Annotated in this window: 11 protein-coding genes and 1 pseudogene; 4 read left to right on the forward strand and 8 right to left on the reverse strand. The window is 63.7% G+C overall.

The window, feature by feature from the left end; genetic code table 11:
* Positions 1-281 (forward strand): endonuclease III (nth, locus tag NZN28_RS11785; RefSeq protein WP_367275835.1); only part of this gene is annotated, 281 nt, incomplete at its 5' end.
* Between the two features lie 112 nt (positions 282-393).
* Here nth and NZN28_RS11790 read toward each other — a convergent pair.
* From NZN28_RS11790 to NZN28_RS11820, 7 genes are all read right to left on the reverse strand, one after another.
* A complete protein-coding gene (locus NZN28_RS11790; protein ID WP_295398417.1) occupies positions 394-1,782 on the reverse strand; it encodes a peptidoglycan DD-metalloendopeptidase family protein in 1,389 nt (462 codons plus the stop codon).
* A complete protein-coding gene (locus tag NZN28_RS11795) occupies positions 1,779-2,639 on the reverse strand; it encodes an ABC transporter permease (protein WP_295398419.1) in 861 nt (286 codons plus the stop codon). Before NZN28_RS11795 ends, NZN28_RS11790 begins: the two co-directional genes overlap by 4 nt.
* A 67-nt stretch (positions 2,640-2,706) precedes the next feature.
* Positions 2,707-3,957: a glycerate kinase gene (locus NZN28_RS11800; RefSeq protein WP_295398421.1), complete on the reverse strand. Its 1,251-nt coding sequence runs from the start codon at positions 3,955-3,957 to the stop codon at positions 2,707-2,709.
* A gap of 103 nt (positions 3,958-4,060) precedes the next feature.
* Positions 4,061-5,338 carry a glycolate oxidase subunit GlcF gene (glcF, locus tag NZN28_RS11805; RefSeq protein WP_295398423.1) on the reverse strand — a complete coding sequence of 426 codons (1,278 nt, stop codon included), beginning with the start codon at positions 5,336-5,338 and terminating at the stop codon, positions 4,061-4,063.
* On the reverse strand, positions 5,322-6,410 hold the full coding sequence (locus NZN28_RS11810; protein WP_295398425.1) for an FAD-binding protein: 1,089 nt from the start codon (positions 6,408-6,410) through the stop codon (positions 5,322-5,324). The genes glcF and NZN28_RS11810 overlap by 17 nt, the downstream gene beginning before the upstream one ends.
* An 18-nt stretch (positions 6,411-6,428) precedes the next feature.
* Positions 6,429-7,868: an FAD-linked oxidase C-terminal domain-containing protein gene (locus NZN28_RS11815; RefSeq protein WP_295398427.1), complete on the reverse strand. Its 1,440-nt coding sequence runs from the start codon at positions 7,866-7,868 to the stop codon at positions 6,429-6,431.
* Between the two features lie 168 nt (positions 7,869-8,036).
* The gene (locus NZN28_RS11820; protein ID WP_295398429.1) at positions 8,037-9,596 is read right to left on the reverse strand and encodes a Wzz/FepE/Etk N-terminal domain-containing protein; all 1,560 of its coding nucleotides are present in this window, start codon (positions 9,594-9,596) and stop codon (positions 8,037-8,039) included.
* Positions 9,597-9,827: 231 nt separating this feature from the next.
* On the opposite strand from NZN28_RS11820, the gene NZN28_RS11825 reads away from it, so the two are divergent.
* The gene (locus NZN28_RS11825; RefSeq protein WP_295398432.1) at positions 9,828-11,117 is read left to right on the forward strand and encodes a lipopolysaccharide biosynthesis protein; all 1,290 of its coding nucleotides are present in this window, start codon (positions 9,828-9,830) and stop codon (positions 11,115-11,117) included.
* Between the two features lie 861 nt (positions 11,118-11,978).
* Here NZN28_RS11825 and aroQ read toward each other — a convergent pair.
* Positions 11,979-12,431 carry a type II 3-dehydroquinate dehydratase gene (gene aroQ / locus NZN28_RS11830; protein WP_295398434.1) on the reverse strand — a complete coding sequence of 151 codons (453 nt, stop codon included), beginning with the start codon at positions 12,429-12,431 and terminating at the stop codon, positions 11,979-11,981.
* A 111-nt stretch (positions 12,432-12,542) separates the two neighbouring features.
* Between aroQ and NZN28_RS11835 the strand changes: the two genes are divergently transcribed.
* Positions 12,543-13,115 (forward strand): lactate utilization protein, encoded by a 573-nt coding sequence (locus NZN28_RS11835; protein ID WP_295398436.1) that lies wholly within the window; start codon positions 12,543-12,545, stop codon positions 13,113-13,115.
* Positions 13,116-13,239: 124 nt separating this feature from the next.
* Positions 13,240-13,537: pseudogene (locus NZN28_RS11840) on the forward strand (magnesium chelatase); the annotation flags it as partial.

Consider the following 13,537-nt stretch of genomic DNA (forward strand, 5'->3'; position numbering starts at 1 on the left):
TGGGCTGGAAGACCGCCACAGTAGTGCTCGGGGCGGCCTTTGGCGTGCCGGGGATTGCCGTGGACACCCACCTGACGCGCCTCGCCCGCCGGCTGGGCTTCTCCACGGAGAAGAACCCCGAGAAGATTGGGGCCGACCTCGAGCGCCTCTTTCCTAAAGAAAAGTGGGTCTTCGTCCACCACGCTTTAATTCTGTTCGGGCGCTATCGCTGCACCGCCCGTAAACCGCGTTGTGAGGGCTGCCCCCTTTATAGCGAGTGCCTGAGCCAAGGTGCCTGGTAGGCACGCAGCAGGGCTTCACGAAAACGAAACCACTGTGGTGGAGACCCACCCCTCACCTCCAACCACCCACCCCCATCCGGTGTTTCTTTGAAAGTTGCTTGTACGCCTTAAGTCAGTAATAACGGGACGGGTCTACGTAGCGGAAATTGCCGTTGTTATCAATCACAATCACCCGGAACCACATCTGGTCGCTGGGAATGAGCACGCCCCCGCCGGTGAACCCAATCACCTGGCCCTGCCCCACCCGCTGGCCCACCGAGACGCGGGGCTCGAGCACGTTCACGTACTGCGTGGCAATCTGCTCGGAGTGGCGGATGGTCAGGGTGTAGCCCAGGTTGGCGATGAACAGGCTGTCAATCACCACCCCGTCGGCGGCGGCCACAATGGGGCTGGAAGCCTCGGCGCCCTGGAGGGTTTGCCAGTCGTTGCCCTGGAATCCATAAGGCTCGGCCACCCGGCCCCCGCGCACCGGAAACTGCAAGGCCCCCACCACCTCACGGGGCACCGAGGGTAGTTCGCGCTCGCGGCGGGCCGCTTCCTCGCGCTGGCGGCGGGCCTGAAGCTCCCGCTCGCGCTGGGCCTGTAGCTCGCGCTGGCGACGCTCCTCGGCCTCTCGGCGGCGGCGTTCCTCCTCGGCCCGGCGCCGCTCTTCCGCAATGCGGCGAAGCTCGGCAGCAATGCGGCCCTGCAACACCTGTAGTTCAGCCCGGAGCTGGGCCTGGGCTTGCAGGGTCTCGCGCAGGATGACCTGCCGCCCGGCCTGCTGCTGGCGCAGGTTGGCGACGGTCAGTTGCACGGTCTGGCGGTTTTGCGCCAGGGCGGCGATGCGCTGCTGCCGTTCGGCCCGGCGTTCGCTGAGGGTGTCGACCAGCAGCCCGAGCCGTATGCGCTCCTCGTCAAGCTGGCGCACGGTGTTCTTGATGCGATCCATCAGGTCGGTCTGGTGCTGCCCCAGCACCCCCACCCACCTGCTGCGCACCGACAAATCGGTGAAGGACTCGGCCCGCAAAAGAGGCAGGTAGCGCCCGGCGCGTTCGCGGTGCAGGCTTTGCAGCAGGGCCGAAAGCCGTTCGCGCAGGCCCTCCAGTTCCTTTTGCAGGCTGGCAATGCGGGCCTCGGCCTGCTTCTTCTGGCCTTCCAGCAGGTCTATCTGCCGGGTCAGTTCGGCCCGTTCGCGCTCGAGGCGGGTGATCTCGGCCTCGAGGCGGCGCAGTTCGGCCAGCTGCTGCCGGGTGGCGGCATCGAGGTTGGCCAGGTCGCGGTTGAGCTGGGCAATGCGCTGTTGCTGGAGCTGCTGCAACCGCCGGTTTTGCTCGGCCTGCTGCTGAAGCTCACTCAGGTTGGGCTGGCCCAAAGCCCAAGGCGGAAAGCCGAAAGCCAGCAGGAAGCCTGCAAGCCAAAAAGCCCGATTGAGGGGCCCGAAACGGTTGAAAAAGCCGTTTGCTTGCGGCTGGCGGCCCTTCCCCGACCCCCAACCCCTGCCCCCTGGCCCCTGCGTCATAAGTCCGTCTCCCGCAGGTTGGCCCGGCTGGCCAGGTAAGCCCCGGAAGCCCCCAACAGCACCGCCAGAACCAGCATGGCCCCCGCTGCGCGGGCCAGGTCGGCCTGGCTCAACACCGGCACAAAGGGCAGCAGGTTCTGCAGGGCATCGGCCAGAAAGCGATAGGAAAGCACCCCCAGCCCCAGCGCCACCAGGCCGGCGGCCAGGGTGAGCAGGGTTCCTTCGGCTACAAACGGCCCCTGGATAAAGCGCCGGGTGGCCCCCACCAGTTGCATCACCCTGAGCTCCTCGCGGCGGTTTTCGATGGAGAGCCGGATGGTGCCCATCACGCTAAAGAGGGTGTCCAGGAGCAGCAGGACGATCAGGATATTGACCGCCACCCGCAGCCCGGCCAGCACCCGCACCAGTTGCTCGGTGAGGGCGCCTCCGTATTCCACGCCGTCCACCCCCTCGAGCCGGGCCACCCGTCGCCCCACCTCGCGCACCTGCTGGGGGTCGGAGAGTTTGAGCCGGATGGTGTCGGGGAGGGGGTTCTGGATGAACTCCCGGGCCTGGGCTAGGTAGGGGTAGTCGAGCTGAAGCGTAGCCAGGGCCTCTTCCCGGGTTTGCAGCTTGGCCTCGCTGACCTCCGGCCAGGTCTTAATCTCGTTCAGGATGGCGGTGGCCTGGGCCTCGGGTTTGAGGAAAGCCGCCACCTCCAGCTCGCGCTCGAGGGAGGCCACCACCCGATCCAGGTTCCACAGCACCAACCCCAGCAAAAACAACAGCGAAAACGATACCAGGGCGGTGAAAAAGGTTGCGAGCGTGCTGGTCAGGTGCTGGCGCAGCGAACGCAAAGCCTGGGAAAGGGCATACACAAGCTGTAGTTTACTGTCTGCCGGCGGAATGTGGGTGAATTGCCGCTAAGAACGAACAAATGCGCTTTTACGCCACCACCAGCACCCGGAAATCGTTGAGGTTGTGGGCGGTTTCGCCGGTTATCAGCAAATCGTTCATGGCCGCAAAAAACCCATGCGAATGGTTCTGCTCCAGAAAGGCTTTGAGGTCGAGCCCCTGCTCCCTGGCCCGCTGCCAGGTGTCCGGCTGCCAGATGGCACCCGCTGCGGGGGTATTGCCGTCAATCCCGTCGGAGTCGGCGGCCAGCGCCCACACCCCCTCCCGGCCCAGATAAAAGCCCAGCCAGGCCAGAAACTCCTGGTTGCGCCCCCCCTTTCCCGAACCGCGCACCGTGACGCTGGCCTCGCCCCCGGAGATAAGCACCACGGGGGGCCGGAAGGGCTCTTGATGGGCGCGGATGCTCTGCACCAGGTTGGCGTGAAAGCGGGCCAGCTCGCGGGCCTCGCCCTGGAAGCGGTCAGAAAGGATGACGGCCTGATAGCCCTGGGCCTGCCAGTAATTTTGGGCGGCCTCGAGCAGCCCCTGATTGCTGCCAATCAGGCGGTTTTCGACCCGTGCAAAGAGGGGGTCTCCCGGCTTGGGCGATTCGGCCAGGGCGCCCTGAACCCCCTGGCTCAGGTGGGCACGCACCTGGGGAAACTCCAGGCCGTACTTGTCCAGCACCCCCAGGGCCTCGGCAAAGGTGCTATCGTCCGGCACGGTTGGCCCCGAGGCCACCACCGAGAGATCGTCGCCCGGCACGTCGGAAAGGTAGAGGGCCAGAATGCGGGCCGGGGTGGCGGCGGCCAGCCGCCCGCCCTTCAGTGCCGAGACATGCTTGCGCACCGCGTTCATCTCCTGGATGTCGGCCCCCGAACGCAGCAGCGCCTGGGTTAGGGCTTGCTTGGTGGCCAGGTCAACCCCCCAGGGCGCACACATCAGGGCGCTGCCGCCCCCCGAGACCAGCAGGAGCAGTAAATCGTCTGGTTGCAGCTTCGAGATCGCTTGCAGGATGGCCTGCCCGGCCTCCACGCTGCGCTCGTCGGGCACGGGGTGGCTGGCGGGCAGGATGCGCCCCTTGGGAAAGTGGGGCCAGACCCGTCCCGCCTCGGCTTTGGGCACCGCTATAAAGGGCACCTGCGGAAACCGCTGGCGGGCCGCCTCCAACATGCTGAGCGCGGCTTTGCCCACCGCCACCATGAGCGCCGGGGCTTCTTCGGGTAGGTGTTGTTCGGTCAGGCGGGCCGGGTGGGTCTGGGCCAGGGCGTGCTGGAAGCTGGCGATGAGCTGCTCGCGCATAACCGGCATTGTACGCAAAAAGGGACGCACCGGCGGATGGTTGGCGCGCCGAATTTTGGCCTTCAGCTTTGGGCTTTCGACGATCTGAACGGTAAGCGCAGCTTTATCGGTCAGGATGGATGGGTTGGCCAGCGTAGGCCCGCTCGAGCAGCTCCACCGTGTGCAGCACCGGAATTTCGCGGCCCAGCTTGCGCAGGTGGCTCTGGATCTGGGTAAAGCAGCCGATGTTGCCGGTCACCACCACCTCGGCCCCGGTGGCCAGGATGTGGCGGGCCTTGCGCTCGCCCAGGGTGGCGGCAATGGCGGGCTGCTCGAGGTTATACGTGCCCGCCGAGCCGCAGCAAAGCTCGCCCTCGGGAATCTCCAGTAGTTCCACCCCCGGAATGCTCTTGAGCAGCTGGCGCGGTTCAGCCCGCACCCCCTGGGCGTGGGCCAGGTGGCAGGCGTCGTGGTAGGCCACCTTGAGGGGCCGCGGCAGGGGGGGCACCTCCTTCAGGCCCAGCTCCACCAGGAAGACCGCAATGTCCCGCACCCTGGCGGCCAGGGCTTCGGCCTGCTTCTGCTCGGGCTCGCCGTGGAAGAGCAAGGGGTACTCCTTGAGGCCCGAACCACAGCCCGCCGCGTTGGTCACGATGGCGTCGTAATCCCCGGCAAAGGCACTCAGGTTGGCGCGGGCAAACCGCAAGGCCCGCTCGCGCTCGCCGGTGTGCAGGGCCAGCGCTCCGCAGCAGCCTTGGCCCCTGGGAATCACCACCTCCACCCCATTCCGGGCCAGCACCTGCAGGGTGGCGCGGTTGAAACCGGGCTGCAAGACCTGCTGGGCGCAGCCGGCCAGGAAGGCCACCCTGGCCCGCCGCTCGCCCAACGCAGGAAGCAGCTCGGGGAGGGGTTCGCTCGGGGGCAGGGCCTCGGGCAGCAGCTCGAGTGGTGCTTTGAGCATGGGCGGCAGCAACGGCTTCACCAGCTTGCCCAGCCGGCCCAGCGCGGCGGCTGCGCGGAAGCGGGCCGGGTAAGGGAGGGTCTCCTGCAGACCGAGGCGGAAAAGCTTCTGAAAAGGGGAACGTTGTCGCTTGGGCTCGCTGTAGCCCCGGTAGGTGGAGATGAGTTCGCCGTAGGGCACCCCGCTGGGGCAGGCCGTTACGCAGCCCTGGCAACCCAGGCATTTGTCCAGGTAGGGCTGGGCTTCCTCCATTTGCAGGTTGCCCTCCAGCACTTCTTTCATCAGGAAAATGCGCCCGCGGGGTGAGTCCATCTCCTCGCCCAACACCTGGTAGGTGGGGCAGGCCGGCAGGCAGAAGCCGCAGTGCACACAGGCCTCGATGGCGTGGGCCATAATCTCGCCCTGGGGGCCTAGTTGTTCGACATTAATCTTGTGCTGCATAGGGTTGGCGGGCAAACCTGCCCTGGGGGTCGAGGGCCTGGGTGACCTTGTGGGCCATGGCCTGACTCAAGTCTATTCCAATCTGGGGCCGATGCGTAGAGCCTCTTAGAACCAGGCCAGACAAGCCCTGGGCTCCGAGCAGCCGCTCGAGCGCATCCAGTTCACCATCCCAGGCCAGGTAGAGCAGGTGGCCCGCGCTCAGGTAGCGCCGTGGGGCCGGGCCCAGGGCCGCTTCCAGGGCCGGGATGTGCCGGGCGGTGAGGGTCACTTTGACCAGAGCTCCTTCGCCCAGGTTCAGGTCGTTCAGGCTACGCCAGTAGGCGGTTTCCGCCTCCCCCTCAAGCCGCTCGCCGTCGCGCCCTAAAAAAGCTTGCAGCCGCTCCAGCCGGGCCGGGAGGGCTTCGGCCAGGCCCCCCAGCCGCAGGGTGAGGGTGGCCGGGGGCTCCAGGTCCAGCGCGTAAAGCTCGATGGGAGAGCCAGCCAGCTTGTAGAGGGCCTCGAGGGCCGCCTCCAGGCCGGGAAAAGCCACCCGCAGGGTAGCGGTGGCCTTGGGTAAGGGAAAAACCTTGAAAGCCAGCTCGGTCAGGATGCCCAGCCGACCCAGGCTGCCCACCATCAGCTTGGGCAGGTCGAACCCGGCGGCGTTCTTGACCACCTTGCCGCCGCCCCGCACCAGTTGGCCCACGCCGTCTACAAACTGCACCCCCAAAATGAAGTCACGCACCCCGCCGTAGCGCTGGCGCATGGGGCCTGAGAGCCCCGCCGCCACCGTGCCCCCCAGGGTGGCCCCCTGTTGCCCCAGAGGGGGGTCGAAGGGCAGGTACTGCCCGTGCTGGGCCAGCAGGGCTTCCACCTCGGAAAGCCGGGCGCCGGCCTGGGTCACCAAGACATACTCGCCGGGGTCGTACTCCAGCACCTGGCCCAGGCCAGTCATATCCAGCACGGTCTGGCCCTCGCCAGGGGTCAAAAGCGCAGGCTTGCTGCCGCCGCCACAAGGCAGGAGGTGGCGCTCTGTCCGGACGGCCTCCTGCACCTCGGCAACGCTATTAGGCCGGAGGGTTGCTGGGCTCACTGCTGCCTCCCGGCCCTTCTACTCACGCGAGATCACCCCCGCTTGCTCGAGCGGGTGCACCCCCTGGAACCGAAGCGCGGGGGCTTCGCCGGGGAACATCTTGCCCCGGTTGGAAAGCTCGAGGGGGTCGAGGGCCCGGCGGATGCGCCGCATGGCCTCCAGGTCGGCCTCGGCGAACATCTCGCTCATGTAGGCTTTTTTCTCCATGCCCACCCCGTGTTCGCCGGTGATGGAACCGCCTAAGGCCACGCAGAGCTTCAGAATTTCCCCGGCCAGCGCTTCGGCCCGCTCGAGCTCCCCCGGCACCCGCCCGTTGTAGAGAATCAGGGGGTGCAGGTTGCCGTCGCCGGCGTGAAAAACGTTGGCCACCCGCAGGCCGTAGCGGGCCGATAGCTGCTCGATTTCGGCCAGAGCCTGGCCCAGCCTGGAACGGGGTACCACCCCGTCCTGCACAATATAGTCTGGCGAGAGCCGCCCCACCGCCGAGAAGGCGGCCTTGCGCCCTTTCCAGATTTTCATTCGCTCCTCGCTGCTCCGGGCCACCCGCACCTCGTAGGCCCCCGACTTGCGGATGACGGCCTCCAGGTGGCGGGCCTCGGCCTCGACCTGGGGGGTCTCGCCCTCGAGCTCCACAATCAGGAGGGCCCGGGCCTCCAGGGGATACCCGGCCTTCACCGCCGCCTCGGCGGCCTCGATGGCCAGTGAGTCCATAATCTCCATAGCGCCCGGTAGAAGCCCCGAGGCCACCACCGCGGCTACGGCCTCGCCGGCTTTGGCCAGTGAGTCGTAGGCGGCCAGCACGGTGTGGTAGGTCTCGGGCTTGGGCAGCAGGCGCAGCGTGACCTCGGTAGCAATACCCAACAGCCCCTCGCTGCCCACGAATAAGCCCAGCCAGTCGGGGCCGGTGTTCTCCAGGCTCTCGCTGCCCAGCACCACGGTCTCGCCGTCCGGCAGCACCACCTTTGCAGCCAGCACGTGGTTGGAGGTCATGCCGTACTTAAGGCAGTGGGCTCCCCCGGAGTTGAAAGCCAGGTTGCCCCCAATGGTCGAGACCGGCTGCGAGGAGGGGTCGGGGGCATAGTAAAGGCCGTAGGGGGCGGCAGCCTGGGAAACCTGGAGGTTGATGAAACCCGGCTGCACCACCGCTATCCGCTCCCGAGGGTCGAGCCGCAGCAGTTTGTTCATGCGGTTGAGGCCAATCAGAAGCCCCCCCTCGATGGGCAGCGAACCCCCCGAGAGGCTGGTGCCGGAGCCCCGGGCCACATAGGGAATCTGGTGCCGCACGCACCAGCGCACGGCCTGCACCACCTCTTCGTGGCTCTCGGGCAGCACCACCGCCAGGGGCCGGGCCCGGAAGGCGGTGAGCGCGTCGGACTCATAGGGGGCCAGCTCACCCGGCTTGTGCAGCAAGCGGCCTGGGGGGAAGAGGCGCTCGAGTTCGGCCAGAACAGGGCTCATGCCTTCTCCTCGCCGATGCAGATGAATCCAGACCTCTCCGTCATTTTGAATGCCTCCGGTTTTCTTGAAGCTAGCCCCAGCCCCCTTTTTTGTCAATAAATAAAACTATTTTTTAGATTGCGAAAAACAAAAAGTCCAGGGTGGCCCGGACTTTGAGAGCGGCTGGGTTCAGATCTTTTCTTCGGCGGAGGGCCTGAAGATGCCGGTGCTTTTGGTGCCCCCCTCGTACACCCTGTCGGGCTTGGGCAGGGTCTGGCTTTCACGCACCCGGTTCATCACCAGGCCCAGGGTCTGAGCGCCCACCCGCTTGAGGATCTCGAGGGCCGAGCGCAACTGGCGCCGGTCGGTCTGGCCTTCGCGCACCACCATCAACACCCCGGAAACGTAAGGGGCCATGATCAGGGTATCGGTCACGCTCAGCACGGGCGGGGTGTCAATGATGATCATGTCGTACGGGCCGCTTTCCTTGAGGTGGGTGATGAAGGGTCGGAACAGCTCGGAGAGCAGGCGGGGGGGGTTCTCGAGCGGCTGCAAACAGGGAATCACGTACAGGTTGTTCTCGACCATTACGGGTTGCGGATGAACCCGAGGGAGGTTGACCAGTGTGCTCACAATATCCTCGCCCTGGGCGAGGCGAAACTCTTTGTGCAGCACCGGCTTGCGGCTGTTGAGGTCGATCAGCAGGGTGCGTTTGCCGGCTTTGGCGCAGGCTCGAGCCAGACTGATGGCCACGCTGCTTTTGCCCTCCTGGGCCACCGGGCTGGTGATGGCAATAATCCGTGGACTGTCTGCGATGGTGTGGGTTACGTTGATGTCGAGATAACCGGCCACTTCGGGGGAGAGGGTGCGCCCGTTGCCCGCAGGCATCTCGGGGAATTCGCCCAGCAGGGGCAGCGAGGTTAGGCGGAAGGCTTCGTCGGCATTGCGCACGGTGCGTACACTGGCTTCCCACAGGAGGAGCAGACCGAATGCGAGTACCAGCCCCACCAGGAAAGCGGCCACTGCGTACAGCAACGGACGCGGGCTGGTCGGACGGGCAGGCGCGATGGCCTGGTCAATCAGGGAAAGCTGGCCGCTGGCACTTCGCTCCAGGGCCCGAACCAGATCAATATCACGCTGCAACGAGGCCTGTAAAGTGCGCAGGCCGGTCAGGTTTTCCGGGCTGCGGTTGGTGGCCTGGTTGATCTGATTGTTCACCACGGCCAGTTGGGCTTCCAGCGACTCGCGGTAGCTTCCAAAACTACCCCGCACACGCTCGTCGTCCCAGCGCATGAGGCTGCTGGCCCAGGTATTGGCCAGCTCGGCGGCCCTCTTTGGGTCGGCGCTGCGGACGCTCAGGATAATCACGTTGGAGTTCTGCCCTTCGATGGTGCGCACCCGGGCGTTGCGGTTGAACTGCTCGAGGTCGGCGGGTTCGCTGGGTAAGCCCGCTGTCTGAAGGGTGCGCCCCAGAACCAGGCCGCTGAGCGCGGCTTCCCGGTAGGCTTCGGCATCCAGAAGGGTCTGGGAGGGCACGGTGCCCAGCAGGTTGCTGCCCGAGAAGGCATTGCTCTGGGTGGCCAGCAGGCGGGAGCTGGCCTGGTAAACGGGTGTTTGCAGGAAAGAGATGAGCAGTGTGAATAAGCCAAGCGAACCGGCAAATATAAGCAGCGTCCAGCCATGGCGGCGCAGAAGCTGGCCGAGACGCACCAGATCTATTTCAGGTTCCTGTGGAATGGGCTGAATCATACAAAGTAAATTATAGGGGCCGTGGAGAGACAGCCCTGTTTGTTCGCACATCCCACAAGGCCCGCGAAATTACCGGCGACTAGAGCGCTCTCATTGCGAGATTACTAAAGATGGGCCGATCCATCGTTACCTGTAGTTGGGTTAAGCTAACACTATATGCAACGGATCGTGGGGGCATTTGCCTGTACTTTTTGAATTGGGCCACCTGAAATGACCGAAAGCAGATTTCGCGTGATCGGCAAGCTTCGAAATTTGAGCCAGACATTTGCGCATCGTGCCGGTTGGGCCTTGCTGGATCAGGCTTTGTATGGGGTCTCCAACTTCCTGGCCAACACCCTGATGGCGCGCTGGCTCGAGCCCTCCGAATACGGCGCTTTTGCGCTTGGTTGGATGCTTTTGCTGATGGGTTTTCAGCTACAAAACCCCCTCATCACCGAACCCCTGGCAGTCTACACCCCGAACCGCTTTCGCTTTGCTCCGCATGTCTACCAGCAGTTGGTGGTGCAGATGCACTGGATTTTGACCGGTGTGATATCGCTGTTTTTTGTTATTCTGGCCCTCTTTCAGGCCGATGCGGCTTTCAGGGGGGTGTATTTCGGACTTGCCCTGGCGTTGCCTTTTGTGCAATACGCGATGCTGGCACGCCGAATCTGCTATGCCAACCTGATGCCCAAGCTGTCGGCACTAGGCGGGGCGATCTACCTGCCGCTATTTGTATGTTCGGCCTTTTTGCTCCACCAGCTGTCGCTGCTCAATGCCTTTACGGCCATGGTGCTGATGGGCCTTGCCTCCCTCGTCTCCGGCTACTGGGTGATGGCTTTATGGAAAAAGGATTTCAAACAGGGCACCGCGCCGCATCCCGTGAAGCATTTCAGGTTCTGGTTCGCTCTGTTCCGAACCGTTGTGCTTGCCCAATGGCGCTACGGGCGCTGGGGTCTACCGGCAAGTCTGCTCTGGGTGGTGGTTTCCAGCCTTCCTTACGTTTTGTTGCTGCACCTGCACGGTCTGGAAGCGGTAGCAGGATTACGGGTGCTGGAAAACACACTTGCGCCCGTCAATAGCTTTTTATCGGCCTTTAATTCACTGATGTTGCCCGCCTTTGCCCGCGCGGGTTCCTATGCTGCTTTAGAGGGCATGGTCAGGCGTTACCTTTTCCTTTTCGGTGCGGTCGGTGGGCTGGCCTGGTTGCTGATGTCCTGGCTTCACGAACCGCTATTTTATTTCCTCTATGGCGGCAGCTACCAGGATATCAGCCAATACCTGCTGTGGTTTGGCTGGATGCCCCTTTTGACCTGGCTCGCCGAAGTTTTTTTTGGGGCTTTTCGAGCCCGCGAGCAGACTCGCTGGATCGCCTGGCTCTACCTCATAGCGGCGGTGTTTACTGGCGTTGTGGGGGTACTTCTCATTAGAAGCGCGGGTTTGCAAGGCACGGTATTTGTCATCCTTTCAACCCAGGCATTGTTGCTGACAATGGCCCTGGCGGTATGGCTCAGGTTTGGTCGCCTGTTGAAAAGCAAGTGATACCCAGTCGAAAAGCTACCCATACCCTCCCACAGATTCCAAAGAGCAATAGCCCTCAGGCCCCTCCCTACGCGGTAGGAAGGGTTGGGGAGGGTATCGAACAAGACCCCCAACCTGCTGGTTGCGTGAAGGGCCAGGCCCGCAACCCCGCCTGGTCTCCCCCCGTCTTGGTAGGGTAGGGACAGAGCGCGTCCTGGCGAGGATTGACATAATTCGCTTACCGTGCAGGTGGGGTTGTACGGGCAACTGTGCGACATAGTAGGTATTTAGATAACTACACAGAGCTAAGAGACACTGGGGCACTAACTCAATAAACCGCTGATAGCTCACCAGACCAGGAAACTCCTCCCGCAGCTGCATTAGTACATACTTCTGATAGTAGGCTTTGAAATCTCGGTAACTGGACTGATGAAAGTGAATCAACAAGGTCACCAACTCACTCGCACACAGCCCGGGTTTGGGGCCAGGCTTACCCTGTATGAAACCCTCAGCCAGTCCTAAGCCGCTCTCTCATAGCTTTTTCGACAGTTCAGCCTCGAACTCCTGGCAGAAATCGTCCACATCACAAAACAACTCGAGTAGAGATATGCTCATGTTGACCTCCTATTGGGCTAGGGCAGTTGCTGGGCTGCACCTTAGCCTACTTGGAGGTCTTTCTTTTATCTACCCGCACGCTTTTTTATCTCCGAACGGGCGCTAAGTTGAGTTTGTGTTCACCGTTCGCTCGCGCCTTCGGCCTCGAGCGGAAGACGAGGCCTTCTTATCGTGCGGTGAAATGAGCCGGAGTTCATCGTATGCTCGCACCTTCGGCCTCGAGCGGAAGACGAGGCCATCGTGAAGTGCTGTGAATAAAGCTTTTGTTCATCGCATGCTCGCGCCTTCGGCCTCGAGCAAATCCGCCAGGTAGACCAGCGCCATCTTGTAGGACATTGGCCCAAAGCCCGAGACCAGGCCCCGCGCCGCCGAGGCCGTGAGGGAGTGCCGGCGATACTCTTCGCGGGCGTGGATGTTGGAAAGGTGCACCTCCACCACCGGCAGAGGCTGCGCCCGCAGCGCATCCAGCAGCGCAATGGAGTAGTGGGTCAGCCCGCCTGGGTTCAGCACAATGGCCCGAAACCCCTCTTCGGAGGCTTGCTGAACCCACTCCACCAGCTGCCCCTCGAAGTTTGACTGCCGACAGGCCACCCCAATGCCGAGCTCGGCTCCCCAGGTCTCGCAAAGCTCCTCGAGCTCTTCTAAGGTGGTGCGGCCATACACCGAGGGCTCCCGCTTGCCCAGCATATTCAGGTTGGGGCCGTTCAAGACCAGGATCATTTGCCTTTATGCTAAGGGGTCGGCTTGGCCGGGAGCAAATACAAAACCCCGCGGCGGCTCGAGGCTCAAACCGGCCCGTCTGCCTGGGGAAGTCCAGGCTATACTGGCGGTATGCGGGAACGCATCCTGGGCCGCATTCACCGGGCCCTCGAGCACCGTCCTAAAGCCGCCCTGCCGGAGCCCCTGGCCGCACCGGGCCTGCCCACGACAGAGGCCCTGGCCCTCTTCACCGAGCGCCTGAGCGGGAATGGCGGCGAGGTGGTGCGGCTCGAAAACCTGGAAGCCGCCCAGGAATGGCTGGGCCACTTTGCCCAGACCTTTGCCGGGGTGGCAGTGGGCCTTAATGTGCCCGAACTGCTTCACCCCAGACTGCCCCAGCTGCCCCCCGAGGAGGCCCCGCTGGGCATCTCCTGGGCCCTGGGCGCGGTGGCCGAGACCGGCACGGTGCTGCTTGGCAGCCAGGAGGGCCGTCGCACCCAGCTCCTACCCCCCACGCACCTGGTCTTTGTGCTTGAAGCTCGCATCTACCCCAGCCTGTTTGAAGCCCTTTGCGCCCTGAAACCCTCGCTGCCCTCGGCCATTGGCCTGCACTCAGGCCCCAGCAAGTCCGCCGACATCGGGCAGATTATGGTCAAAGGGGTGCACGGGCCGGGGCGGCTGGTGGTGGGGGTGATAAGCCAATAGCCCAAGGCACAAAGCCCAGGAAAAAAATACGTCTTGACCCGGAACCTAAGACCCGGAAACTGCGACCTTCTCAATCCCAATCTGATTTACACAATCTTGGGGCATTGCAGACTACACTTGAGCAATGAAGGCCAGAACCCTCGGCGAACTGAAGCGCACCTACCCCCTGGAAAAGCTCCGCCGCAGCGTGAAGGACGAGGCGCGGGAAAACCTGATTGCCAAGCTGCGCAGCGGGGAACGGCTTTTTCCGGGTATCCAAAGCTACGACGACTCGGTGATTCCCAGCCTGGTCAACGCCATCCTGGCCCGGCACAATTTCATTTTGCTGGGCCTGCGCGGCCAGGCCAAAAGCCGCATCCTGCGCCAGCTCACCGAACTCCTGGACGACGAAATTCCGGCCCTGCCCACCGAGATTCGCGACA

Origin of the sequence: Meiothermus sp., from assembly GCF_025056915.1 — a bacterium.
Lineage (GTDB): Bacteria > Deinococcota > Deinococci > Deinococcales > Thermaceae > Meiothermus.

What these genes read in the sequence shown, in the direction of transcription:
- NZN28_RS11790 (WP_295398417.1), bottom strand. Translation starts at nt 1,782, where the DNA reads ATGACGCAGGGGCCAGGGGGCAGGGGTTGGGGGTCGGGGAAGGGCCGC.
- NZN28_RS11800 (WP_295398421.1), bottom strand. Translation starts at nt 3,957, where the DNA reads ATGCGCGAGCAGCTCATCGCCAGCTTCCAGCACGCCCTGGCCCAGACC.
- glcF (WP_295398423.1), bottom strand. Translation starts at nt 5,338, where the DNA reads ATGCAGCACAAGATTAATGTCGAACAACTAGGCCCCCAGGGCGAGATT.
- NZN28_RS11815 (WP_295398427.1), bottom strand. Translation starts at nt 7,868, where the DNA reads ATGAGCCCTGTTCTGGCCGAACTCGAGCGCCTCTTCCCCCCAGGCCGC.
- NZN28_RS11820 (WP_295398429.1), bottom strand. Translation starts at nt 9,596, where the DNA reads ATGATTCAGCCCATTCCACAGGAACCTGAAATAGATCTGGTGCGTCTC.
- aroQ (WP_295398434.1), bottom strand. Translation starts at nt 12,431, where the DNA reads ATGATCCTGGTCTTGAACGGCCCCAACCTGAATATGCTGGGCAAGCGG.
- NZN28_RS11835 (WP_295398436.1), top strand. Translation starts at nt 12,543, where the DNA reads ATGCGGGAACGCATCCTGGGCCGCATTCACCGGGCCCTCGAGCACCGT.